Source organism: Massilibacterium senegalense (genome assembly GCF_001375675.1).
GTDB lineage: Bacteria > Bacillota > Bacilli > Bacillales > Massilibacteriaceae > Massilibacterium > Massilibacterium senegalense.
The window spans coordinates 6,817-30,423 of sequence record NZ_LN831786.1 but is presented as its reverse complement, the minus strand read 5'-3'; the positions used below and the strand labels follow the sequence as shown (position 1 = coordinate 30,423).

Sequence of the window (23,607 nt, the reverse complement as noted above, 5' to 3'; positions counted from 1 at the left end):
TCGAGGCGATAGTGATGGTATTTAAATTAGGAAATTTTTATATCTTTTTTGTTTTTATTTCAGCGATTGGATTTATGAATCATGTTATTAGCATCCCCTTGATTTTACAGGCGGCTGGTCGTGATGCTTGGTTATCTGTGATTTTGACGATTGTTCCTTTTACATTTTACTTAATTCTTCTTTATATCATCGCAAAATCAATTTATCCCATGCATTTTTTTGATTGGTGTGAAGCAAAAGTAGGACGACCTTTAACGATAGGGATTGTTAGTATTTTTGCGATTCATTTTTTCGGCCTTAGTTTCCTAACATTTTTAGATACGGTCAATTGGTCGATTATTACGTATCTCCCGCAAACTCCAAAATGGATTATCGCGCTATTTCTTGCTTGTTTATGTTTATACACTGCGAAGTCTGGTATTCGAACGATTGTAATTTTAAATGGAATTTTGCTTCCTTTTGTGCTCATTTTTGGATTTTTTGTTATGTCAGCAAATATTCCTAAAAAAGAAGCTTCTTTACTCCTTCCTATACTAGAACATGGATACAAACCTGTTTTAGCAGGGATGATGTATACTATTACACCTTTATTTGAAATGATTGTTTTACTATTTTTATTACATCATCTAAAGAAACGTGTTTCTTTTCTTTCATTACTCATTACTGGCATCATTCTTATTTACTTAACCTTTGGGCCTACAATGGGCTCGATTACAGAGTTCGGTTATGTAGAAGCTACAAAACAACGGTATCCAGCTTATGATCAATGGGGATTGCTCTCCATTGGATTATTTTTAGAACATGTTGATTTTTTATCGATTTACCAATGGTTATCTGGGGCTACTATTCGAATTTCTCTTTTTTCTTTTTTAATTCCAGAAATCTTGCACTTAAAAAAGGAACGAACGCGTTTTGTTACGTTACTACTCCTCTTTATTGCAATGGTCCTACTTGTCTTTGTTCCCATTAGTGACGTACAATTTTTACACTTTTTATCTCATTATTACTTTCCTTACGCGTTTCTGATTGTTTCACTATTCACTTTATTCTTTACGTTCCTAGCTCTTAAAGGGGGGGAAAAACATGACGTTTCAAAATAATCACTCTTCGACTTTCTTTTTTCAACAAATGAAGGTGTTGTTATCTAAATGCGCTGATATTAACCATCAAATAGTAACCATTCAAAATCGACGAGTTCATTTTGTTACGTGCATTGGTTTAAGCAACGCGACGTATATCAATGAAGTGATTATTCCTAGTTTGACCGATTATTTAACTATAAAAACTATACAACAAAAAAACGCGAACCTGTTAAATGAATGGAATTTTTTATATAAAACCACTTTCATCCAACCGGATGAATTAACGAACCAAGTATTCGATGGAAATCTTATTTTATATTTCGAAAAAGAACAAGAACTTTATACAATCCAGACGAGCGAACACCCACAAAGACAACCGCAAGAAGCAATAACAGAAACGTCTCTACGTGGAGCACGTGATGGCTTTATCGAAGAAATTGATGTAAACGTTGCCTTGATCCGGAAACGATTACGAACAGATGCTTTAACATATAAAAAATTTCTAATCGGAAAACGTTCTAAAACAAAAGTTGGTCTTTTATATATGAATGATATTGCCAATCCTTCGATGATTAGATTAGTCGAAGAAAAATTACATGCAATTGACATTGATGCTTTAATTTCGAGCACGCAATTAGAAGAACTTTTTTCTGAGCGTAAGTTTCCGCTTTTTCCTTATTTTGATTATACAGAACGTCCCGATTACGCTACACAATTACTCTTAAATGGCCGATTTATTATTGTTGTTGATCAGTCCCCTTCTGTTATTAGCGGTCCTGTTAATTTATTACTTTTGACAAAAAGTCCAGAAGATGCGCATACGTTTTATTTACTAGCCACGATGCAACGTATGTTTCGATTTCTTAGCATCGTGGTGGCCATTGCCTTACCTGCCTTTTGGGTAGCACTTACTACGTACCATCAAGACCAACTACCATTACCGCTACTTGGAACAATCATCACATCAAGACATGGAATTCCTGTTAATGCACCACTTGAAATGTTTGTATTAATGATTATTTTTGAATTAGTACGGGAAGCAGGATTACGTTTACCTTCTATCGCTGCCCAATCATTAGGAATTATCGGTGGGATTATTATTGGAGATGCAGCGATTCGAGCTGGTCTTGTTAGTCCTTCTTTTTTAGTAGTAGCTGCAACAAGTGCAGTTGCTTCTTTTACATTAATCAACCAAGCTTTGGTTGGTTCCGTAACCTTTTTACGATTTTCTTTACTATTTGCAAGTGCATTTTTAGGTCTTTTTGGATTCTTTACTTCGCTTTTTTTTATTATCACGTATACCGCTAACATTCGATCGTTTTTTTTACCTTATTTGACTCCCATTTCACCGCTTCATTTTAAAGATTTAGTTAAAGCTTTAGTTCGGATTCCAGCAGCGAAAATATCAAAACGTAGTGACTCGTTTTTACTGTTAGATAAAACGAAGAAAGGAAAAAAATAAATGCGCAAAAAAATCGTTCTACTTCTTTGTATCACTCTTTTCCTTTTAACAGGCTGTTGGAATGCCAAAGATATCGAAAAAATGTTTTATATTCAAGCACTTGGGATAGATTATAAAGATGGTAAATACTATGTCTATGCACAGATTCTTAACTTTGCGCCCATTGCAAAACAAGAAACCGTTGGTGGGGAACAAAAACAACCTGCCACTTATGTTGCTGTTGGGGTAGGAAGTACGTATGCCGAAGCAAGTCATGACTTATTTCGTTCTTCCTCGCGGCGAATTTATTGGGGACATTTACGAACAGTTGTATTTACAGAAAGGATGTTACAACATGGTGTTCGAGATATTTTAGACTTATTAAATCGATATCACGAAACACGTTATACTGCATGGATTTTTTCAACAGATGAACCATTAAAAAAAATTTTTTCCGTTCCGCCTATGTTAGAAATGTCTCCTGCTTATTCCAAACTAGGAGACCCGCTTAGTACGTATACACAGTATTCTTATTTACATCCAGTACGGTTACATCGATTTGTTTCTGTAACAAATGAAGAATCTTCCAGTGCCATTATTCCAAGAATATCTATAAAGGAACCTGGATGGGGATCTAGTAATAAAAAAGAACATCCCTCTCTACAATTTAATGGTGTTCAAATTTTACAAAAGTTTAAAACAACAGGAAAATTATCTTATGAAGATAGTATTGGATTCCGTTGGCTCACTCCCTCAATGACTCGCGGAGCACTTTCTATGGAAGATAACGGAAAAACATATGGAGTAGCCATTTTAGAATCCCCTGATATCTCCATTTTCCCTATAAAAAAAGGGAGGGATTGGCATTTTTATATAAAAATAAAAATGAAGGCTAACATTACTGAGTTTAAAAAAGATATTTCTAAAAAACAAATTGAAAAAATGTTAGAAAAAAAAGTAAAAGAACAAATTATGCATACGTATTTAAAAGGAATAGAACAAGACGAAGATGTCTATCAATTATCACGAAAGTTACAAATCAAACATTTCAAGGAGTGGAAGAAAGTACAAAAAGACGGAAAAATTCCACTATCTCCTGAATCCATTGAGTCTATCGATATTTCTATTTTTCTGAAAAGCGGTGGAAAAGATAAATTAATCACCTAAAAAACCATCTCATTTGAGATGGTTTTTTACATTAATTAAAAAATTCTTTATAAATTGCTTGAACAGCCCGGTCCACGTCTTGTTCTTTTACCCCAAACATCATACTAACTTCTGATGAACCTTGGTTAATCATTTCGATATTTACAAAAGCATCTGCTAATGCTTTTGTAACACGGTGCGCCATGCCGACTGTTTTACTCATTCCTTCTCCAACTACCATGATTAAAGCTAGTCCATGTTGTACATCAATATGATCTACTTTTAAAATTTGTTTAATATGCTCCACTACACGTTGTTCAATTTCTTCGTTTAATTGATCTTCCCTCATAATAACAGAAATATCATCAATTCCTGATGGTAAGTGTTCATAACTTACCCCGTCTTCTTCTAAAATTTGAAGTAAGCGACGACCGAAACCTACTTCACGGTTCATTAAATACTTACTTACATAAATACTACAAAAGCCTTTATCACTTGCAATTCCAACAACTGGATTGTCGTTATTTTCTTTTCGTTCCGCAACAATCATCGTACCTTTTGCTAATGGGTTGTTTGTATTTTTGATACATACTGGAATGCCAGCGCGGAAAGCAGGGATTAACGCTTCGTCATGGAAAACGGAAAAACCAGCATAAGAAAGTTCACGCATTTCACGATACGTTAATTCTTTAATTTCTTTTGGTTGATCAATAATGTTCGGATTTGCCACGTACACAGAGTCTACGTCGGTAAAGTTTTCATATAAATCCGCTTTTACAGCTGCTGCTACGATAGAGCCTGTAATATCGGATCCACCACGAGAAAAAGTAACGATTTCTCCTTCTTTCGAATAACCAAAAAAGCCTGGGAACACTAAAATTTCTTCATAATCACGAAGTTTTGCTAACGTTTCATAAGATTCTGGTAAAATACGAGCATTTCCTGGCTCATCACTAACTATTAATCCTGCTTCTTTTGGATTCATGTAACGAGCTTTTACACCCAATTTTTGCAGGTAACTAGACACTACTCTCGCACAATTATCTTCACCAGCTGATTTCATAACATCTAAAAAGCGGTCACGATTAGATGTATCTGTTTCGTATAAACGTTTATTTAAATCTTGCGTAATTTCTTCTAATGTTTTCGAATCTAGTTCTAACTCTTCCGTAATTAAACGAAATCTTTCAATAATGCGTTCTAATTCATCCTTTGCTTCTTTAAATGTTAGATAATGTTCCGCACAAGCAATAAGTAAATCTGTTACTTTCACATCATCTTTTGAACGTTTTCCTGGTGCCGATACGACAACAATACGACGTTCTGGATCAGCATTTACGATATTTGCTACTTTTTTAATTTGTGTTGCAGAAGCTAAAGAAGAGCCTCCAAATTTTGCTACTTTCACTGCTAGTCCCTCCAATAATTTAAACCAATCTATTAATAATGTTCAATGATACCATAATCATCAGCATTTTTTAACACTATTTATTCAGAATTATCTCAATTTTTAGTTGAAAATTTGGAAATCTCGCTTACGCTTTTCAAAAAATGGTCACATTTTTATGAAAAAGCTTATCGGTATGCGTGACGAAAAACTTACTAAAAATGTAAATAGATAATTATTAAGTAGTATAGCAGACATATACATTGTCTGCTATACATATTTTCGGTACACTGTTTTTCCATCATACGAAAATAAAATTGTTCGTTGAGCACTCACGGTTTCTAAGTGAACCGATCGTCCCCAAAGGCGGTAAAGATACGGTAATACTTTTTCTAAATAATGAAAATCTAGTTCTGTACCTTCAAAATGATGATTTAAATAAAGCTCTCCATTTCTTCCGTAATCACCATCTGTAATCGTTATATATGGAAATCCCCCATTTACTCTTGATTGAACAAATGTGTCTCGGATGATTTCCCAAGTATCATCTGTAATTTCATAAACGTCATTTTTATGTTGAAACGTATATAAATTTTCATCTTGAATAAATTCTTTTGTAACGTAATTACGAAGAAAAGATAGATCGCTTTCTAATTCCCGAACTTCGAATAATTTTTGTCGTCCGCTCATCGGTTGAACGCCACTTTTTTTCATTTCTTCTGTCGGTTCATTATAACGTCGTTCAATGGATTCAAATAAACGTAATCCGACATAATAAGGATTAATTCCCGTTTCATTCGGACGAGTAATGTCTGCATTTAATTTAGCAAACTCAATCGTTTCTTTTTCTGTCAATTCCAACTCCCGCATAATTCGGATATGCCAATACGTTGCCCAACCTTCATTCATGATTTTCGTTTCTAATTGTGGCCAAAAATATAACATTTCTTCCCGGACAATCGAAATAATGTCTTTTTCCCATTCTTCTAAATGTCTGCCGTTCTCACAAATAAAAAACAAGATATCTTTTTCATTTAAAGGTGTTGTCGATTCTTTTTTCGTTTCTTCCTTCTTATCTAATGACCATAAGTCTTCGTATTGTCTGTTTTTCGAAATAGCTGTTTCGATGATTTTTTCTTCTGCTTTTATTAATGATGGGTCAATATGTTCTTGTAAAGCTAATACCGCATCTAAAAATTGTTCTACCTTATCTTTTCCATACTTACTTTCATATGCATAAATTCGTTCTGCTGCTTGGCTCATCGTGTCCATCATTTTTCGATTCGTATGCATAAACCTTGTATTATTTTTAAAAAAGTCCGAATGAGCTAACACATGGGCCACAATCATTTTATTTTGGACTAGCGTATTCGTATTTAATAAAAAGGCATAACAAGGATCAGAATTAATGACAAGTTCATAAATTTTACTCAACCCTAAATCATAATGAAGTTTCATTTTATGAAAGTGTTTTCCAAAACTCCAATGAGAAAATCGTGTTGGCATACCGTATGCACCGAACGTATAAATAATTTCTGCTGGACAAATTTCATACCGCATCGGGAAAAAATCCAATCCAAATCCAGTAGCTACTTCTGTAATATCATGAATCGCTCGTTCAAGTTCTTTATGATGATTGGCCATATTCGCCTCCTATATTTTTTACTTTATATATATGAACAATTCTCTTTATGATGAACGATTATCTTTCTTGACGGTAAATACCTTTGAATGCAGTAACTTACTTTTATTAAGTAATTGTGCTATTATAAAATGGAGGAGTGATGAAAATGGAAGAATTCCATTTATGTCCACGATTTGAATCTGCATTTGAAATGCTAGGAAAACGTTGGACAGGACTCATTATTCGTGTCTTATTATCTGGTCCAAAACGATTTAAAGATATTTCCGATGTTATTCCCGGAATGAGCGATAAAATGCTTGTCAATCGATTAAAAAGTTTAGAAAAAGAAGGCATTATTACGCGTAATGTGTATCCGGAAACACCGGTACGAATTGAATATGAAATTACCGAAAAAGGAAAGGCGCTTGAACCTGCGCTCGATGAAATTCAGAAATGGGCTGAAAAGTGGGTCCATTCATGCTAAAAGCACGAAAGAATTCTTTCGTGCTTTTAGCATTCGAATGGATATTTTTTTTGTTGTGAGATACGTAATAAACGAGCTGCTTCTGTTTTTCTTTTTTCTTCATCCCAATGAAAACGATGAGCCATATAAGTAAGCAGTCCCTCTTTATAACATTCATAAAAGGATGGATAAAAAGAAAGAGCACTCGTTCTGCGGATAAGAAAATCATCTATTCTTGTAACCATCTCTTCTTCCAATCCATATACAAATTCCACAAAAATATCGGCTGGAATATCGTAAAAGATGCTTTCTTCACTTATATATTCATAGCGTCGAAAAAGCGAATCGATATTACTTCCATATCGATGAATAAGTCGAAAAAATGCATCATCACTCATCCCTAGCTTTTTCGCTACTTGATGCTTTTCTTGGATATATGATTGGAAATGCTCACTTCCTCCAATATCTCCACCAGCTAACGGTAATTTTTCCGTTTGACATTTCCCGAAGTTCTGATAGCCTTCTTTCATAAATTGTTCAACAATAAGATTGACAACTCGGTCTGCCATTTTCCGATATCCCGTTAATTTACCACCAGCAATCGTAATTAATTGTGAATCAGAAATAAAAAGTTCATCCTTTCTAGAAATTTCACCGGCTACTTCCTTTTTATCGCCTTTAATTAACGGTCGAACCCCTGCCCAACTAGAAATAATGTCCTTTAATGTTAGCGAAACTTTGGGAAACATATACATCATAGACTCTAGTAAATATAAACATTCTTTTTTAGTTGCTACTACTTCTGAAAGATCTCCATTATAAAATGTATCGGTTGTCCCGATATACACGACATCTTGAAAAGGAATCGCAAAAATCATCCGTCCATCGATTGCTTGGAAATAAATGGCTTGCCCGATTGGAAATTTCGTATAATCTACAACAATATGAATACCTTTTGTTAATACTAACACCGGTTCGTGATGCTCATTATCTTTTTTCATCATCGTATCTACCCATGGACCAGTAGCATTAACCACTTTCTTTGCTTGAATAGAAAATGATTGCCCAGTTTCTAAACAAACTGCTTGCACACCTGATACTTGTTTGTTTTCATCGTATAGAAATTCCGCTGCTTCTACATAATTCAACGCAGTTGCACCTAATTCTCCTGCTTTTTTGATAATTTCTACTGTTAAACGAGCATCATCTGTTTGATATTCTGTATATAATCCACTACCTTTTAACTGGCTTTCTTTTAACAACGGTTCTTTGTTTAACGTTCCTTTAACGGTTAACATCTTTCTTCGCTCTTGCCGCTTCACATTTGCTAAAGAATCATACATTTTTAATCCGAGAGAAAGAGCTTGTTTGGCAAATGGACTATTCGCATAAACAGGCAGTAACATCGAAATCGGCGTTGTTACGTGCGGAGCATTTTCATATACAATCGCTCGTTCACGTCCAACTTCTGCCACTAATTTCATTTCTAATTGTTTTAAATAACGAAGGCCTCCATGAATTAACTTTGTGGACCGACTGCTTGTTCCAAAAGCAAAATCATTTTGTTCAATAAGTGCTACCTTCATTCCTCGAGATGTGGCATCTAATAAAATACCTGCCCCTGTTACTCCTCCACCAATAATTAACACATCATAGTAATTACTTTTTAACTGTTGAATATATCGTGATCGTTGAATACTAGAAAAAGCTTGCGCCACCGTTACCACTCCCAGTGAAATCACATTTCACAAAATTTATCCCCCATGAAAAACTGTTTACTCACTAAATGTAATTGCTGCTAATACAGCCTTTTTCCATCCATTGTACAACTTCTCTCTCGTCTTATCATCCATTTGAACGTAAAAATTTTTTTCTACATTCCATTGTTCACTAATTTCTTGTCGACTATCCCAATACTTCACCGCTAAACCAGCAAGATATGCAGCACCTAATGCCGTTGTTTCATTAATCGCAGAGCGCTCTACAGGAACATTTAAAATATCCGATTGAAACTGCATTAAAAAATTATTTTTCACTACTCCACCATCTACTCGAAGTTTCCGTAACGGAATATTAGAATCTGCCATCATAGCGTCTACAACATCTTTCGTTTGATACGCAAGCGCTTCAAGTGTAGCGCGAATAAAATGTTCTTTTTGCGTCCCCCTTGTTAAACCAAAGACAGCCCCGCGCACATTTGGATTCCAATAAGGTGTTCCTAGTCCAACAAAAGCAGGAACGACGTACACACCATCAGTAGAATCTACTTGCGAAGCATATTTTTCACTATCTTTACTTTCTTTTATAATGCGTAACCCATCACGTAACCATTGAACCGCACTACCAGCTACAAAGATACTTCCTTCTAACGCATATTCTACCTTCCCATCAATCCCCCAAGCGATAGTTGTTAACAATCCATTTTTAGAACGAACAATTTTTTCGCCTGTATTCATTAACATGAAACAACCTGTTCCGTACGTATTTTTAGCCATTCCTTCTTCAAAACAAGCTTGGCCAAACAACGCAGCTTGTTGATCGCCAGCGATACCAGCAATCGGGATAGATTCCCCAAAAAAATGCTCCTTGCTCGTAGAAGTATAAACGTAGGAAGAAGGTAAAACCTCCGGAAGCAATGCCTTCGGAACATCAAATATGTTTAATAGTTCCTCATCCCACTGTAACGTATGAATATTTAAAAGTAGCGTTCTCGATGCATTGGAAAAATCCGTCACATGCGCTTTACCACCTGATAATTTCCAAACAATCCATGTATCAATTGTACCGAATAATAACTCTCCGCTTTCCGCCCGTTCGCGTGCATTCTCTACATGATCTAAGATCCATTTTAATTTTGTACCTGAAAAATAAGGGTCAAGTAAAAGTCCTGTTTTTTCACGAACTACTTCATCAAATCCCGCCTCTTTTAATTGGCTACAAATGTCTTCTGTTTGTCTCGACTGCCAAACAATTGCATGATAAATCGGTAACCCTGTTTTCTTATCCCAAACGACTGTCGTTTCACGTTGATTCGTAATACCGATTGCAGCGATTTGACTAGCTGTTGTATTCGAAGTAGACAATACTTCTGCAATGACAGCTAAAACCGTCCCCCAGATTTCCATCGGATCATGTTCTACCCAACCTGGTTTGGGAAAATACTGCGTAAATTCTTTTTGGGCAACGTGTTTTATGTTGCCACTATGGTCAAATAAAATAGCTCGAGAACTAGTAGTACCTTGGTCAATAGCTAAAATATAATGTTCGCTCATACTCCGCCCATCCTTTTTTTTACCCGATTTTTCTCTCAAACATGAGTCATTCTTTTCTAAACTAGATTTCTTTATTGCTATTATCATACCATGTTTTACAAAATTCTTATTTGTCATCCTTTTTGTTGATTGTTAGAATAGAAAGAAAAATTATGTTAGGAAAGGAATATTATGAATCGGATAACTGGCTTTATTTTACTTGTGACTGCTACCGCTCTATGGGGAGGAAATTTTGTCATCGGTCGTGGCTTCGTTGACACACTTCCCCCTTTTGCTTTAGCACTCTTTCGATGGATTGTTGCATTCTTCGTTCTGCTTCCATTTGGTTTCAAAGAATTAAAAAATAATCGTTCCCTTTGGAAAAAACACCGCATCGCAATTTTTTTTATGGCATTAACAGGAATTGCGATGTTTAATACGCTCGTCTATATTGCCGTGCACTACACAACGAGTATTAATGCTTCCCTCATTAATTCGAGTACACCAATTATGATTATGATTTTATCGTTTCTTTTTTTACGAGAAAAATTATCTTGGCAACAAATTAGTGGAATTGTTCTTTCTTTAATTGGGGTTCTTTGGATTATTAGTCGCGGTAATCTGTCCACTATTGTCTCGTTCAGCTTTCATAAAGGAGAGCTGTGGATGTTATTTGCGGTAGCAACTTGGGCGATTTATTCAATATTAATAAAAAAATATGGTGGGATTTTCCCGCAATACGGAAGCTTTTTATTAACAATTATTATCGGAATCATCCTACTAGTTCCATTCGCTGGATATGAGTATATGGGTGCTGCTACTTATACATTGAATTGGTTTAGTATTTTAGGAGTTTTATATATTGGAATTTTTGCATCAATTGTCGCTTTTTTATGTTGGAATAAAGCTGTCATTCACATTGGTCCTGGAAAAGCTGCACCATTTTTAAATTTAATTCCTGTTTTCGCCACGATTTTCGCGGTATTATTTTTACATGAAAAATTGATTTTAGCGCAAGTCATTGGCGGTACGTTAGTAATTTTAGGAGTGATTCTATCTTCCTTTTCCCGAAAAACGACCAATTAACAACATTTTAACGAAAAAACCGATTGGGTACTATCGATTAATAGCCAATCGGTTTTTGGTTAAAAAACAGATGTCTGTTTTTTTTCAAAAAATGTTTTTAACGCTGTATATATATCTTTTTTTTGTTTGACAATATAATGATAAAATCGTTCATGCTTAATTTGCCCAAACACACTCATTAACGAAGATTGTCGATAATATTGATTGACTTCCCCGTATCCAAACATGTTGGACTGTTCTAATAGACGGTGAAGCAACGTTACACAACGCTCATTGTCACTCGATAAGTTATCCCCATCTGAAAAATGAAAAGGATAAATATTATAACGAGATGGTGGATATTTTTTATCGATTAATTCTAGTGCCTTTTGATAAGCAGAAGAACAAATCGTTCCCCCGCTCTCTCCCTTACTAAAAAACTCTTCTCTCGTTACTACTTTTGCCTCTGTATGATGTGCAATAAATTCTACTTGTACATCATCATATTTAGACTGTAAAAAACGATTCATCCAAAAGAAAAAACTTCGTGCAACATACTTTTCAAAATTCCCCATGGACCCACTCGTATCCATCATCGCAAGGATAACTGCACTAGATTTCATTTTTTCTTCTTCGTTCCATGTTTTAAATCGTAGATCTTCTTGTAAAATTGGATGGATACTAGGTGTTCCGTACAACAAATTTCGTTTCATTGCAGCTAAAATTGTTTTCTTTTTATCAATATTACCCATTAATCCACTTTTTCTAATATCATTAAACTCGACGTTTGTTATAATTAAATCATTTTCTCTTTCTTCTAAATGTGGGAGCTCTAATTCACGAAAAAGTGTTTCTTCAATTTCTTCTAACGTCACTTCTACTTCATAATAATCCATTCCTTTTTCGTTTCCTGCACCTTTTCCTTTACCTGGTTCTTTCTTTCCATCTGTTGCAATAATATCTCCAGATTGGGCATCTCCATCCCCTTGCCCAACATGTTTTTGTTTATCAAAATTGTACCTTATTTTATATTCCTCTAGAGACCGAATTGGAATTTTAATCACTTCTTTTCCATCGGATAAAATTAAACTTTCATCACTCAAAATATTCGGTAACTGATCTTTAATCGCATCTTTTACTTTTTTCTCATGACGTTTTTTATCCAGTTCTCCTTTACGATGTAGCGACCAATTTTCTTCGCTCACAAGATAAAACGGCGAATGATTTGGATTCATAATTACCCCCTCATTCCTTTTTATCTATCATATGCAAAAGATAAAAGAGAAGTACAACTTTACAAAATAGAAAAAAAGCCATATCGTATGTTTGTACGTCTATGACTTTTCCAACTATGTTTATCCATCATGAACAGACAGTAAGATTTCTTTATTGTAATGTACCTGCTTCTTTTAAAGGAGTATAACGAAGCGACGCCTTTCCGACTACTTGATCTGTCGGAACAAGTCCAAAATGACGACTATCGGAACTTTTTCGTCGATTATCTCCCATTACAAATAAATAATCTTCTGGCACTTCATTGTATCCTGTTTTCTCAAGAAGCGTAAAATTTTCCGTTAACGGGCCATCATCGACCGCTTCTTTGTTTTGCGTTAAATACTTTTCTTCTACCGGTTTACCATTTATATATAACGTATCATCCCGATACTCGATTGTATCCCCAGGTAGTCCGATTACACGCTTAATATAATCTTCTTCTTTATTTGCATGAAAAACGATTAAATCAAAACGTTCGATATCATCCATCCGATAAATAATTTTATTAATAATTAATTTATCCCCTGGTTCCACAGTAGGGTGCATGGATTCTCCAAATACAAGATAACTTTGGAAGAAAAATGCTTTAATAATAACAACGATTATAATGGCAATAACAATAGCTTTAATCCAATCTAATACTTCTTTTGTAAATGTATTCGACATCTTTATGCCCCCACTTTAAATTTTATTCCCTACCTATCGATATATCTCGATTTTTTCTTCTATTTTATCGATATGGTACTGTAATTCATTATACCCTTTCTTTCTATTTTCAAAAGTATAATTCTTTTTATCTGTTTAATAAACTACCAACATATTGTAATAATTCGTTTGCTGAAACAGAATTATATCCATATTCATCAATTAATGTTTTTGTGACTTCATTCATTTTCTTTAATTGTTCTTCATTCGGTGTTTTGGTCGAAGTCGTAATTTTGACGATATCTTTTAAATCAACAAATAGTTTTTTCTGAATCGCTTCTTTTAAACGTTCGTGGGAACGATAGTCGAATTTTTTCCCTTTTCTCGCAAAGGAGGAAATACGAATAAGCAATTCTTCTCGAAATGCTTTTTTTGCATTTTCAGACACACCAATTTGCTCTTCAATCGAGCGCATTAATTTTTCATCTGGATGCATTTCTTCTCCTGTAATAGGATCACGTAACCTATTTTTATTACAATACGCTTCTACATTATCTAAATAATTATCCATTAATGTGCGAGCTGATTCTTCGTATGAATACACAAATGCTTTCTGCACTTCTTTTTTAGCAATATCATCATATTCTTTTCTTGCAACCGAAATAAATTGTAAGTACTTCTCTTTATTTTCTTTCGTAATCGAAGGATGTTGGTCTAACCCTTCTTTTAAGGAACGAAGCACATCTAAAGCATTGATGGAGTTTACTTCTTTCCGAATAATACTAGAAGAAATTCGATTAATGACATAACGAGGGTCAATGCCTTGCATCCCTTCATCTGGGAATTCCTGTTTTAATTCTTCTAAATCATGCCGAGAAAATCCTTCTACTATTTCCCCGTCGTATAGACGCATTTTTTTCACTAAATCAATCGTATGTTTTTTCGATTCTTTTAAACGTGTTAATATCGTAAACACCGCAGCTATTTTTAATGTATGCGGAGCGATATGAATATCTTTTAATTCACTTTCTAAAATCATCTTTCGGTAAATTTTTTCTTCTTCGCTAACTTTTAAGTTATACGGTATTGGCATAACAATCATCCGTGAATGCAGTGCTTCATTTTTCTTATTGGCGATAAACGAACGATACTCCGTTTCATTTGTATGGGCGATTATGAGTTCATCTGCACTAATGAGCGCAAAGCGGCCTGCTTTAAAATTTCCTTCCTGTGTTAAAGAAAGCAAGTGCCATAAAAACTTTTCATCGCATTTTAACATTTCTTGAAATTCCATAATACCTCGGTTCGCTTTATTTAATTCCCCATCAAACCGATATGCCCGTGGATCTGATTCGGAACCGTACGTTGCAATCGTCGAAAAATCAATACTTCCTGTTAAATCTGCAATGTCTTGACTTTTGGGATCGGAAGGGCTAAAGGTACCGATTCCAACTCGTTTATCTTCGGAGAAAAAAATTCGTTCCACTAACACATTTTCAATTTTACCATGATATTCTTCTTCTAATCTCATCGTATTTAATGGTGATAAACTTCCTTCAATACGAATCCCATATTCCTTGTAAAAATCGTCCCGTAAATGTTCTGGTATTAAATGTAGCGGGTCTTCCGCCATCGGACAGTCTTTAATGGCATACACTGCTCCTTCATCCGTATAAGAGTATTTTTCCAATCCACGTTTTAACATATGGACAATCGTGGACTTCCCGCCACTAACTGGTCCCATTAATAATAAAATCCGTTTTCTTACATCCAGTCGCTTTGCTGCTGGATGAAAGTATTCTTCTACTAATCTTTCTACCGCATCATCTAATCCAAAAATTTCTTGATTAAAAAAATGATATACTTTTTTTGAATCTTTTTCTTCGATTCCAGCGTCTTTAATCATATGATAAATTCTTGAATGAGCTGTTTGAGCAATTGAGGGTTTTTTCTTTAAAAGTGCTAAATACTCTGCAAATGTTCCTTCCCATTTTAATTCATTCTGTAGTATACGATGATTCTGTAATTTTTCAATAAAATTCATGAAGACACCCCTCCCACGCAAGGAATTTCTAAAGTGCTAATTAGTAGATAATATGCCAGACAATCGATAAAATACATTTTATTATTGAAAAATATCCATTCATTTTCAATTTGATGTTAAAATACATTATAGAAAACTCTAAAAAAGCGAGTGTGGGGAATGAGACAAACAATTGGAATTCTTTTTATTTTAACTTTTACTTTTTTAACTGGTTTTACCCTTTACAAGGTGGATAACGAAGTTAAAAGTATCGAAAGTGTTTCAGACGTTATTGACCAAAAGATTCAAATTAACAGTATTGTCTTGAAACGAAACAGTTTTATTTATGATAGGTTTGGCAATCAAATCTCTGAAGTATACGGGCCAGAAAATCGAAAATATGTACCTTTAGAAGAAATTCCAAAGGGAGTTGTCAATACATTTATCGCAGCAGAGGATCAACGTTTTTACGAACATAAAGGTTTTGACATTCGCGGCATTACTCGTGCAGCAGTAGTAAATGCACAATCAAATGATGTAAAAGAAGGCGGAAGTACGATTACCCAACAACTTGTCCGTAATGTTTATTTATCTCAAGATAGAACGTATAAACGGAAGGTAACAGAATTATTGATGAGTTATAAACTGGAGAAAAAATATTCGAAAGATGAAATCTTTGAATTTTACGCAAATGCTATTTATTTTCATAATCGCGTATACGGGATTGAAACAGCAAGTCAATATTATTTCAATAAGCATGTCAATGAATTAAGTTATGCCGAGTCTGCCTTTTTAGCTGCTATCCCAAACAATCCAACACTCTTTGATCCGATTACGAAATATGATAATACGAAAAAAAGACAACAAACTATTTTACAAAAAATGCGGAAGTTAGATTTCATTACAGAAGAACAGTATAATGAAGCGTTAAATGAAGAAATCGTCTTAAATGTGACAGAACCTGAAGTGCATTTTCCTGACTATGTTACGTACATTCACCATGAATTTGAACAACTAATCTCTCAAGCAGAAGGATTTGACGAACGTTTAAAAAATGCAAAAGCTCCGCAAGAAGAAGAAACAATTAAAACCGAATTAAAAAATCGCGTACACTCTTTATTATTTGAACAAGGAGTAAAAATTGAAACAGCGTTACATCCAACGGTTCAAGAACGAGTGACACGAACTATCAATAATTCCACGTATGGTGGAGCACTGGCATCGATGGTTGTCATTGACCATCAAACCCATCAAATTTTGGCATTATCAGGTGGAAAAAATCCAACGCTATTTGAATTTAATAACGCCTTTCAAGCATATCGACAACCCGGTTCTGCTATAAAGCCGTTACTTGTTTATGGTCCTTATTTAAATGAAAAAAAGGTGCCTATTACTACTACAGTAAATGCAAATAATTTCAAAAAAGGCATTTATTCACCTAGTAACTACGGGAAAAAAGAATACGGGATGGTTCCGATGATTGACGCCTTTAAATATTCCCATAATACGCCTGCCGTTCGTTTATTAGATGAAATTGGCGTACCACGAGGGTTCTCCTATGTGGATAAATTCCAATTTAAAGGAGTAAAAGAAAGTCATCGTACGGATCTCTCTACCGCATTAGGTTCGTTTGAAGTAACACCATTGGAACTAACCAGCGCTTATACTACGTTTGGCAATAATGGGCAATGGACACCTTCACGGGCAATTATTCGTGTAACAGACGAAACAGGTCATCCAATATATGAATGGAAAGATGAACCTGTAGAAGTATGGACGAAATCAACAAACGATAAAATGCGCGAAATGTTGACCGCAGTTGTCCAAAGTGGAACAGCAAAAGGACTAGGGATGGGTGGTGGATATATTGGTGGAAAAACAGGAACAACCAATAATTATCGTGATGTTTGGTTTGTTGGACTAACAGACCGTTACACAACCGGCGTGTGGATTGGTGGAAAAAATAAGCATACTTCCGTTCAGTCTTATGAACAAACAAAATTAAATATGTGGAGAAATGTCATGCAACCTCTCGTTGCAGAAAAGTAAAAAAAGGAAAAACGAGTCGTGCCTTTAAGGTACGACTCGTTTTCTCTTAAGAAATGACCATATTTAATACTTGATTATACGTCTTTATCACAAAATAAAAAGCTAGCAAAAAGAATGTTGTCCAAAATAATGTATTAAACAAAATAATACCAACTAATGAACCCATGCTCAAATCATCGCTTAGTTGAAAAATATAAAAGACAAAATACAAAATAACAGTAAGAATAAATACTAACAAAACAAAAACGGTAGATTTAAACAATAAAGTTGCTACTACTCCTCCAGCGAGTAAAACCCAAAATCCTGATTGCATTCGTTGAATCGTATATCCTGTTTGATCTTTAGCAAAAAGAAGGAGCGATAATCGTAACGACGTTTCCCCAAGTAATTTTAACATAGAAAATACCATAAATAATACAAGAAGTAATCCTACTAAAAGAAGACTTTGAAACTTTTGCTCTGGCATAATTTCAATAATACCTTCATAAAGTGCTGCATCTTTTAGTTCTTTCGTTGCCAACACACGTAAATTTAATGCAAAGGCAATACTAAATAATAAAACAACAAAAAATGGAAAATAACTAAATGTATGAACATTATCAAATTTTAAAAATGGTCTTTTCTCTTCGTTTTGACTTGTTCTTGTTTCTTTTAATGTGTTTGCCAAAAATATACGCCCTTTCTTCTAATTCTTTCTTGCAAAGATACGTTGTATTCTAGATTATGTATGATAGATGACTTCGTATGCATGCAATTGATTAGAAGCACTGGATTCTTTTGTTTCTTCCCTCGGTTTTTCTTCTTGATTAGAAGAAGAATGCGCTCTGCGGAAAGCTTCGCTATTTACCCATGCTTCGTAATCTTCTTTTGTTTTCCACTTAGTAAAGACGATTTGTTTTCCATCTTCGTTCTCATTATTTAAAAACAAAAACTCAAGGCAACCTTTAATTTTTTTCATATTTTCTGCACTATTCCCAAAACGCTTAATCATCATATCTTTTGCTTCCTTATTTGGAAGATACAATTCATTCATCACTACATACATAGCGGAATTCCTCCTTTTGACAAGATTTGTTCTTATTATACACGTTAATATAAAAATAGCATACTTCTAGAGCAACGAAAACATAGGATTTTACTTTTCTTTATCATTCTACTTAGTCTATAATATAGATGGAGCAATTTTTGCAAAAAGGGGGAGAATCAAATGTCACTTGCATTAATTTTACTCGTAGTTATTTCTTTCTTAACTGCTATTTTTACTGCTGGATACAACGAACGTCCAAGTGGTAACAAATAAGGTTGCTTAGCGGATAGCTGTTGACAATGTCAGCAGCTCTTTTTATCTACAAAAATACCCTACAAGAAGGACTTTTTTCAAAGTGTCCATCTTATAGGGTACATTTTATAGCAACCAAGGGCTTTTTGTTTAGTCTTCTTCCCCATCATGGGTTAATAATGTTTTTGTTCGTAGGGAACAACAATTACATGTCGTTTGATCGACCGTCGTTTCTTTTAAGGCGTTTAATAAAATATTTCCAATGCGATGAGATTCTTTATAAAAAATATCAGATAAATCTTTATGCTCCCAGTCTTTTCTAATTCCTTCTGCATAGTTCACTACCATGTATACACCTGCATAACACGCACCAATTTCTCGCGCTAAATATACTTCAGGTGTGATACTTTGTCCAATAACATCCCCGCCCCATTGTTTATACGCTTGTACTTCCGCAGGGCTTTCAAAATGTCGTCCATCTGTATTTACATAAATACCACGTTTAAATACATATCGTCCTAAAGAAGACACTTCTTTTTTAGCTGCTTCGTATAAATGGTCAGCTTGTGTTGGACAAATCGCTTCCCTCATTGCTAATAAATAAGGGCCACCTAATCCAACGTCTATCCGTTGAGATTGGTCGATATAATCATTTGGAATAACTAAATCACGTAATTCTAATAAATGATTAATACTGCCTACGCCACCTTCAGCGTATATTTTTTTAACTTCTGCTTTTTTAAATACCCAAAATACTTGTTGGCTTGCAACACCACGAGTAACGACGTTCGGACGCCATCCGTGCATTTTACATGTTAAAAATACTTTATCATCTAATTGAACAAGTTTAAAAGCGGGACTTTCGCCAAATGGCGTGTCAAATACTAAATCTGTTTCTAATACTTGAACATCATCTCGATTTAAGTCTTCCGGAAAATTAATAGAATTTGTACTTGATCCACCAATTATTGCATAATCTACTTTTGGAATTTTTGGCATGTTATCACTCCTTACGATTATTTCATCCCTGGAAATTTTTGTTGTCTTAAAGCTTCATATACAAGCATACATGCTGTATTAGAAAGGTTTAACGCTCGAACTTCATCTGCCATTGGAATCCGTAAACAACGCTTTGGAAAACGCTTGTGAACTATATCAGGAAGGCCATTTGTCTCCCTCCCAAAGATAAAGAAGTAATCTTTGCTTGAATTACTAAAATCAAATTCATGATAATATTGTTTTCCAAATTTCGTAATAAAATAAAAATTTTCTTCCGGATATGTTGCCAAAAACTCATCTAATGAATCATAATAACGAACATCGACAAATTTCCAATAATCAAGACCTGCTCGTTTTAACATTTTATCATCGGTACTAAATCCTAACGGACGAATTAAATGTAGTACAGTATTCGTTGCTGCACATGTTCTTGCAATATTTCCTGTATTAGCAGGAATTTCTGGTTGGAATAATACAACGTGTAATCCCATCTATTTTTCACCTCTAGTCTAAATTCCGTACTTTTTTATTATAACATTTCCGCCCTACTTGCCAAGAAAACGAATTTATTCAATCTGACCGAACCTTTCTTTATGAACCATCCAGGATATGAAAAAATTTATAGTTGATTTTTTCTGTCCATGCGGATGAATCTTCATATGAATAATAACGCATTCTACTATTCACAGTATGCGCATTTACAAGAGGATATCCATTATCATCTTTCCCTGTCACAATCGTTGTGTGATCAAAACGCCCATCACCATTAAAATCATAACAGATCACATCGCCATACTGAAGCGCTCTTGGCGACTGAACTTCTTTTGCACGTAATCCTGTCCTAGACCCAGCTAAATACCACCGTAAAGAGTGTGCAACCGTCCAACTATAACTATATTGATGGTCTTTATACCACCAGCCTTTCCTGCGGTCAAAAAAGCCCGTCATCGGAGCCCCACCTGCAAATAAGCATTGAGAAATATAATTGGTACAATCTACATCAAACTTTACATAAGCTGGGTTATAATCATTCCACCAACGCTCTGCATATTGGACTGCTAGTACTCGATTATAACTATAATCAATTGTTTTTCTGCTATTTGTGAAATCGAGTACATTATTTTCATTTGTTTCTTTTGGTATCCACAATCGATCTTCTATTATGCCATTTTTGATTTTCCTTTTTCGTTTTTCACATCTTTCTTCTATCCAAAATCGCTCTGTCTTTTTATGTCGTAGTACGTAACGATGATAAGCAGTGTAAAAAAATATTTTTTCCTCTCCATAATGATGAATACCTGTCACAAACGTTTTGGTGAAAATTTTAACAAGTTGTTTATGTTGGTATTTCCACATTTGTTTCTTTCGACTTAGTGCCAAATATTCTTCTTGATGTATGGATAACGGTTTAGATGTTGTTCCGAGTAGCCAACGATTTCTTTCTTCTAATAATGAATACATAACAAATCCCCCCTATTTTTAATATAGAGGGGAAGACGGAAAGTTATGTCGTTAGCTTTTTAAAAGCATTGTTTATCTCTGTTTGGACAATCTCTTCTTGTTCACTTTTTCTTGCTTCTTCTAGTACAGTTCGCATGCTATCATCTTGTATTTCTCCGATTGCCCATGCGGCTGTTGCCCTTATGACTGGACGAACATCATGCAGTAAAAGTTCTTTTAACAATGGCAAAGCACTAACATCTTTGTAATGTGCTAATGCCATAATTGCATTTCGTTGAATTGGCTTTTTCCCTCTCCAGGAACCTGACATATGACCAAATGTGTCCTTAAATTCTCGATTTGACATAGTTAATAAAAGTTTTAACAATGGCTTTACCTTTTCTGGTTCTGCTTCCATCTCTTCATGAAAATGAAAGTCGATTCCTTTATTTTTCGGGCAAACTTGCTGACATGTGTCACAGCCGTATATTCTATTTCCTAAGTGCTTTCTAAATCGGTCCGGCAGCATTTCTTTTGTTTGTGTTAAAAATGCAATACATCGGTTAGAATCGAGTTGGTGTGGTTGTATAATAGCTCCTGTCGGGCAAGCATTTATACATATTGTACAATCAAGACAACTATCTAAAATGGGATCGTCTGGAGCAAATGGAATAGTAGTAATCATTTCACCAAGGTATACATAAGATCCAAACTCTGGAGTAATAATAGATGTATTTTTACCGCTAAATCCAATGCCTGCTCTTTCAGCTACAGCTCGATCACTAAGTGCCCCTGTATCAACCATCGATAAGCATCTCGCCTCTGGAAATTTTTCTAAAAGAAATTGTTCTAATTTTTCAAGACGATTTTTTAAAATGAGATGATAATCAATCCCCCAAGAAGCGCGGCAAAATATGCCTCGGCGATTTTCCTTTGTATTCTTTGGCTTTTCTGTCATTTTAGTTGGATAAGCTAAAGCAATCGCAATAATGGACTGTGCACCTTTGAGTAGTTTACTAGGATTCACACGCTTTTCAATATCTTGTTCTTCAAATCCTGATTGATATTGTAAACGTTGTTGTTCTAATAAGCGTTCTTTTAATTCTTCAAAAGGAGCTGCCGTTGTAAAACGTATTTTATCGATTCCAATAGACTTTGCATAACTTTTTACTTCCTCTTTCAAAAGATGAAGATCGAGCATCTTATATTCCCCCTAGCACTTTAATAGGATGCACGTAAACAAAATAAAAAAACGCAACACTTCGTTCTTTTTGAAACGAAACACTGCGTTAGTATCATATGTATGGAGCGGGTGATGGGAATCGAACCCACGACATCAGCTTGGAAGGCTGAGGTTTTACCATTAAACTACACCCGCATAACTTGCAACAACACTATTTATTTTACTACATTAATCGACAATTTTCAAGCACTTTTTTATTTTTTATTGGTACCTGAGGCCGGACTTGAACCGGCACGCCTTGCGGCACCGCATTTTGAGTGCGGCGTGTCTGCCATTCCACCACTCAGGCAAAAAAGTATTTATTCGTACTTTTGAAGTAAAAAACTGATTGTGTGTGCACAACCAGTCATAAAGACTAAATGTAGAATTGGTGCCGAGGACCGGAATCGAACCGGTACGGTAGTTACCTACCGCAGGATTTTAAGTCCTGTGCGTCTGCCAGTTCCGCCACCCCGGCACTATAAGAATTTTGATGGAGGCGGCAACCGGATTTGAACCGGTGATAAAGGTTTTGCAGACCTCTGCCTTACCACTTGGCTATGCCGCCATCGTTTCTGGAGCGGAAGACGGGATTTGAACCCGCGACCCCCACCTTGGCAAGGTGGTGTTCTACCACTGAACTACTTCCGCAAATATGGTTGGGCTAGCTGGATTCGAACCAACGCATGACGGAGTCAAAGTCCGTTGCCTTACCGCTTGGCTATAGCCCAATATCTTAAATGGGGCGATTAGTGGGAATCGAACCCACGAGTGCCGGAGCCACAATCCGGTGCGTTAACCACTTCGCCATAACCGCCATTTTTTTGGCAGGGGCAGTAGGAATCGAACCCACACTGGAGGTTTTGGAGACCTCTGTTCTACCGTTAAACTATGCCCCTATCAAATGGTGGAGGGGGACGGATTCGAACCGCCGAACCCTCAGGGAGCGGATTTACAGTCCGCCGCGTTTAGCCACTTCGCTACCCCTCCAAAAGACAATATAAATTATACTTTAAATTCTCTTATATGTCAATATTTTTTTAAAATGGTGCCGGCAAGAGGACTTGAACCCCCAACCTACTGATTACAAGTCAGTTGCTCTACCAATTGAGCTACACCGGCAAAAATGGTGGCTCGAGACGGAATCGAACCGCCGACACGAGGATTTTCAGTCCTCTGCTCTACCGACTGAGCTATCGAGCCAAATAATGGCGGT

At 35.4% G+C, this 23,607-nt stretch carries 19 protein-coding genes and 11 tRNA genes; 6 read left to right on the top strand and 24 right to left on the bottom strand.

Annotation, left to right across the window (positions count from 1 at the left end):
• Positions 1 to 14 precede the first annotated feature (14 nt).
• The 3 genes from BN1372_RS03540 to BN1372_RS03530 are packed head-to-tail and all read left to right on the top strand — an operon-like array spanning position 15 to position 3,690.
• Positions 15 to 1,100: an endospore germination permease gene (locus tag BN1372_RS03540; RefSeq protein ID WP_062197484.1), complete on the top strand. Its 1,086-nt coding sequence runs from the start codon at positions 15 to 17 to the stop codon at positions 1,098 to 1,100.
• Positions 1,084 to 2,544: a spore germination protein gene (locus BN1372_RS03535; protein ID WP_062197483.1), complete on the top strand. Its 1,461-nt coding sequence runs from the start codon at positions 1,084 to 1,086 to the stop codon at positions 2,542 to 2,544. Before BN1372_RS03540 ends, BN1372_RS03535 begins: the two co-directional genes overlap by 17 nt.
• On the top strand, positions 2,545 to 3,690 hold the full coding sequence (locus BN1372_RS03530; protein ID WP_062197482.1) for a Ger(x)C family spore germination protein: 1,146 nt from the start codon (positions 2,545 to 2,547) through the stop codon (positions 3,688 to 3,690).
• Between the two features lie 31 nt (positions 3,691 to 3,721).
• Here BN1372_RS03530 and BN1372_RS03525 read toward each other — a convergent pair whose 3' ends face one another.
• Together BN1372_RS03525 and BN1372_RS03520 are read right to left on the bottom strand one after the other, a co-directional pair.
• Positions 3,722 to 5,077: an aspartate kinase gene (locus BN1372_RS03525; RefSeq protein ID WP_062197481.1), complete on the bottom strand. Its 1,356-nt coding sequence runs from the start codon at positions 5,075 to 5,077 to the stop codon at positions 3,722 to 3,724.
• A 249-nt stretch (positions 5,078 to 5,326) separates the two neighbouring features.
• Positions 5,327 to 6,700, bottom strand: a complete 1,374-nt coding sequence (locus BN1372_RS03520) for a SpoVR family protein (protein WP_062197480.1) — start codon at positions 6,698 to 6,700, stop codon at positions 5,327 to 5,329.
• Between the two features lie 146 nt (positions 6,701 to 6,846).
• Between BN1372_RS03520 and BN1372_RS03515 the strand changes: the two genes are divergently transcribed.
• The gene (locus BN1372_RS03515; protein WP_062197479.1) at positions 6,847 to 7,164 is read left to right on the top strand and encodes a winged helix-turn-helix transcriptional regulator; all 318 of its coding nucleotides are present in this window, start codon (positions 6,847 to 6,849) and stop codon (positions 7,162 to 7,164) included.
• A gap of 26 nt (positions 7,165 to 7,190) precedes the next feature.
• Here the strand turns inward: BN1372_RS03515 and BN1372_RS03510 are convergent, their stop codons facing one another.
• Both BN1372_RS03510 and glpK read right to left on the bottom strand, forming a co-directional pair.
• On the bottom strand, positions 7,191 to 8,861 hold the full coding sequence (locus tag BN1372_RS03510; protein ID WP_062197478.1) for a glycerol-3-phosphate dehydrogenase/oxidase: 1,671 nt from the start codon (positions 8,859 to 8,861) through the stop codon (positions 7,191 to 7,193).
• Positions 8,862 to 8,918: 57 nt separating this feature from the next.
• A complete protein-coding gene (gene glpK, locus BN1372_RS03505) occupies positions 8,919 to 10,415 on the bottom strand; it encodes a glycerol kinase GlpK (protein WP_062197477.1) in 1,497 nt (498 codons plus the stop codon).
• 171 nt (positions 10,416 to 10,586) lie between these two features.
• Here glpK and BN1372_RS03500 point away from each other — a divergent pair, with 171 nt between their 5' ends.
• Positions 10,587 to 11,480: a DMT family transporter gene (locus tag BN1372_RS03500; protein WP_062197476.1), complete on the top strand. Its 894-nt coding sequence runs from the start codon at positions 10,587 to 10,589 to the stop codon at positions 11,478 to 11,480.
• A gap of 59 nt (positions 11,481 to 11,539) precedes the next feature.
• Here the strand turns inward: BN1372_RS03500 and yhbH are convergent, their stop codons facing one another.
• From yhbH to BN1372_RS03485, 3 genes are all read right to left on the bottom strand, one after another.
• A complete protein-coding gene (yhbH, locus tag BN1372_RS03495) occupies positions 11,540 to 12,694 on the bottom strand; it encodes a sporulation protein YhbH (protein ID WP_062197475.1) in 1,155 nt (384 codons plus the stop codon).
• A 151-nt stretch (positions 12,695 to 12,845) separates the two neighbouring features.
• The gene (lepB, locus tag BN1372_RS03490; RefSeq protein ID WP_062197474.1) at positions 12,846 to 13,400 is read right to left on the bottom strand and encodes a signal peptidase I; all 555 of its coding nucleotides are present in this window, start codon (positions 13,398 to 13,400) and stop codon (positions 12,846 to 12,848) included.
• A 127-nt stretch (positions 13,401 to 13,527) separates the two neighbouring features.
• Positions 13,528 to 15,423 (bottom strand): PrkA family serine protein kinase, encoded by a 1,896-nt coding sequence (locus BN1372_RS03485; RefSeq protein WP_062197473.1) that lies wholly within the window; start codon positions 15,421 to 15,423, stop codon positions 13,528 to 13,530.
• Positions 15,424 to 15,582: 159 nt separating this feature from the next.
• Between BN1372_RS03485 and BN1372_RS03480 the strand changes: the two genes are divergently transcribed.
• Positions 15,583 to 17,451: a transglycosylase domain-containing protein gene (locus BN1372_RS03480; protein ID WP_062197472.1), complete on the top strand. Its 1,869-nt coding sequence runs from the start codon at positions 15,583 to 15,585 to the stop codon at positions 17,449 to 17,451.
• 46 nt (positions 17,452 to 17,497) lie between these two features.
• On the opposite strand, the gene BN1372_RS03475 is transcribed toward BN1372_RS03480, so the two are convergent.
• The 17 genes from BN1372_RS03475 to BN1372_RS03395 all read right to left on the bottom strand — a co-directional run bounded on the left by BN1372_RS03475 (position 17,498) and on the right by BN1372_RS03395 (position 23,594).
• On the bottom strand, positions 17,498 to 18,118 hold the full coding sequence (locus BN1372_RS03475) for a DUF5366 family protein (protein ID WP_062197471.1): 621 nt from the start codon (positions 18,116 to 18,118) through the stop codon (positions 17,498 to 17,500).
• 54 nt (positions 18,119 to 18,172) lie between these two features.
• On the bottom strand, positions 18,173 to 18,496 hold the full coding sequence (locus BN1372_RS03470) for an antibiotic biosynthesis monooxygenase family protein (RefSeq protein WP_062197470.1): 324 nt from the start codon (positions 18,494 to 18,496) through the stop codon (positions 18,173 to 18,175).
• A gap of 384 nt (positions 18,497 to 18,880) precedes the next feature.
• On the bottom strand, positions 18,881 to 19,729 hold the full coding sequence (locus BN1372_RS03465; protein WP_062197469.1) for an MTAP family purine nucleoside phosphorylase: 849 nt from the start codon (positions 19,727 to 19,729) through the stop codon (positions 18,881 to 18,883).
• A gap of 17 nt (positions 19,730 to 19,746) precedes the next feature.
• Complete coding sequence (gene trmL, locus BN1372_RS03460; protein WP_062197468.1) at positions 19,747 to 20,220, bottom strand: tRNA (uridine(34)/cytosine(34)/5-carboxymethylaminomethyluridine(34)-2'-O)-methyltransferase TrmL; 474 nt, start codon at positions 20,218 to 20,220, stop codon at positions 19,747 to 19,749.
• A 100-nt stretch (positions 20,221 to 20,320) separates the two neighbouring features.
• A complete protein-coding gene (locus BN1372_RS03455) occupies positions 20,321 to 21,190 on the bottom strand; it encodes an amidase domain-containing protein (RefSeq protein WP_062197467.1) in 870 nt (289 codons plus the stop codon).
• 43 nt (positions 21,191 to 21,233) lie between these two features.
• Complete coding sequence (gene queG / locus BN1372_RS03450) at positions 21,234 to 22,370, bottom strand: tRNA epoxyqueuosine(34) reductase QueG (RefSeq protein WP_062197466.1); 1,137 nt, start codon at positions 22,368 to 22,370, stop codon at positions 21,234 to 21,236.
• Positions 22,371 to 22,473: 103 nt separating this feature from the next.
• A tRNA-Gly gene (locus tag BN1372_RS03445) sits at positions 22,474 to 22,547 on the bottom strand.
• A gap of 70 nt (positions 22,548 to 22,617) precedes the next feature.
• A tRNA-Leu gene (locus BN1372_RS03440) sits at positions 22,618 to 22,701 on the bottom strand.
• Positions 22,702 to 22,780: 79 nt separating this feature from the next.
• Positions 22,781 to 22,869: transfer RNA gene (locus tag BN1372_RS03435), tRNA-Leu, on the bottom strand.
• A gap of 16 nt (positions 22,870 to 22,885) precedes the next feature.
• Positions 22,886 to 22,959: transfer RNA gene (locus BN1372_RS03430), tRNA-Cys, on the bottom strand.
• 8 nt (positions 22,960 to 22,967) lie between these two features.
• A tRNA-Gly gene (locus BN1372_RS03425) sits at positions 22,968 to 23,042 on the bottom strand.
• Positions 23,043 to 23,047: 5 nt separating this feature from the next.
• A tRNA-Gln gene (locus tag BN1372_RS03420) sits at positions 23,048 to 23,122 on the bottom strand.
• Positions 23,123 to 23,132: 10 nt separating this feature from the next.
• Positions 23,133 to 23,208 (bottom strand) — tRNA-His (locus tag BN1372_RS03415).
• Positions 23,209 to 23,216: 8 nt separating this feature from the next.
• Positions 23,217 to 23,290: transfer RNA gene (locus tag BN1372_RS03410), tRNA-Trp, on the bottom strand.
• 6 nt (positions 23,291 to 23,296) lie between these two features.
• Positions 23,297 to 23,381: transfer RNA gene (locus tag BN1372_RS03405), tRNA-Tyr, on the bottom strand.
• 56 nt (positions 23,382 to 23,437) lie between these two features.
• Positions 23,438 to 23,513 (bottom strand) — tRNA-Thr (locus BN1372_RS03400).
• Positions 23,514 to 23,518: 5 nt separating this feature from the next.
• Positions 23,519 to 23,594, bottom strand: a tRNA-Phe gene (locus BN1372_RS03395).
• Between the last annotated feature and the right edge of the window lie 13 nt (positions 23,595 to 23,607).

What these genes read in the sequence shown, in the direction of transcription:
- BN1372_RS03540 (WP_062197484.1), top strand. Translation starts at nt 15, where the DNA reads ATGGTATTTAAATTAGGAAATTTTTATATCTTTTTTGTTTTTATTTCA.
- BN1372_RS03535 (WP_062197483.1), top strand. Translation starts at nt 1,084, where the DNA reads ATGACGTTTCAAAATAATCACTCTTCGACTTTCTTTTTTCAACAAATG.
- BN1372_RS03530 (WP_062197482.1), top strand. Translation starts at nt 2,545, where the DNA reads ATGCGCAAAAAAATCGTTCTACTTCTTTGTATCACTCTTTTCCTTTTA.
- BN1372_RS03520 (WP_062197480.1), bottom strand. Translation starts at nt 6,700, where the DNA reads ATGGCCAATCATCATAAAGAACTTGAACGAGCGATTCATGATATTACA.
- BN1372_RS03515 (WP_062197479.1), top strand. Translation starts at nt 6,847, where the DNA reads ATGGAAGAATTCCATTTATGTCCACGATTTGAATCTGCATTTGAAATG.
- glpK (WP_062197477.1), bottom strand. Translation starts at nt 10,415, where the DNA reads ATGAGCGAACATTATATTTTAGCTATTGACCAAGGTACTACTAGTTCT.
- BN1372_RS03500 (WP_062197476.1), top strand. Translation starts at nt 10,587, where the DNA reads ATGAATCGGATAACTGGCTTTATTTTACTTGTGACTGCTACCGCTCTA.
- yhbH (WP_062197475.1), bottom strand. Translation starts at nt 12,694, where the DNA reads ATGAATCCAAATCATTCGCCGTTTTATCTTGTGAGCGAAGAAAATTGG.
- lepB (WP_062197474.1), bottom strand. Translation starts at nt 13,400, where the DNA reads ATGTCGAATACATTTACAAAAGAAGTATTAGATTGGATTAAAGCTATT.
- BN1372_RS03485 (WP_062197473.1), bottom strand. Translation starts at nt 15,423, where the DNA reads ATGAATTTTATTGAAAAATTACAGAATCATCGTATACTACAGAATGAA.
- BN1372_RS03480 (WP_062197472.1), top strand. Translation starts at nt 15,583, where the DNA reads ATGAGACAAACAATTGGAATTCTTTTTATTTTAACTTTTACTTTTTTA.
- BN1372_RS03470 (WP_062197470.1), bottom strand. Translation starts at nt 18,496, where the DNA reads ATGTATGTAGTGATGAATGAATTGTATCTTCCAAATAAGGAAGCAAAA.
- BN1372_RS03465 (WP_062197469.1), bottom strand. Translation starts at nt 19,729, where the DNA reads ATGCCAAAAATTCCAAAAGTAGATTATGCAATAATTGGTGGATCAAGT.
- trmL (WP_062197468.1), bottom strand. Translation starts at nt 20,220, where the DNA reads ATGGGATTACACGTTGTATTATTCCAACCAGAAATTCCTGCTAATACA.
- BN1372_RS03455 (WP_062197467.1), bottom strand. Translation starts at nt 21,190, where the DNA reads ATGTATTCATTATTAGAAGAAAGAAATCGTTGGCTACTCGGAACAACA.
- queG (WP_062197466.1), bottom strand. Translation starts at nt 22,370, where the DNA reads ATGCTCGATCTTCATCTTTTGAAAGAGGAAGTAAAAAGTTATGCAAAG.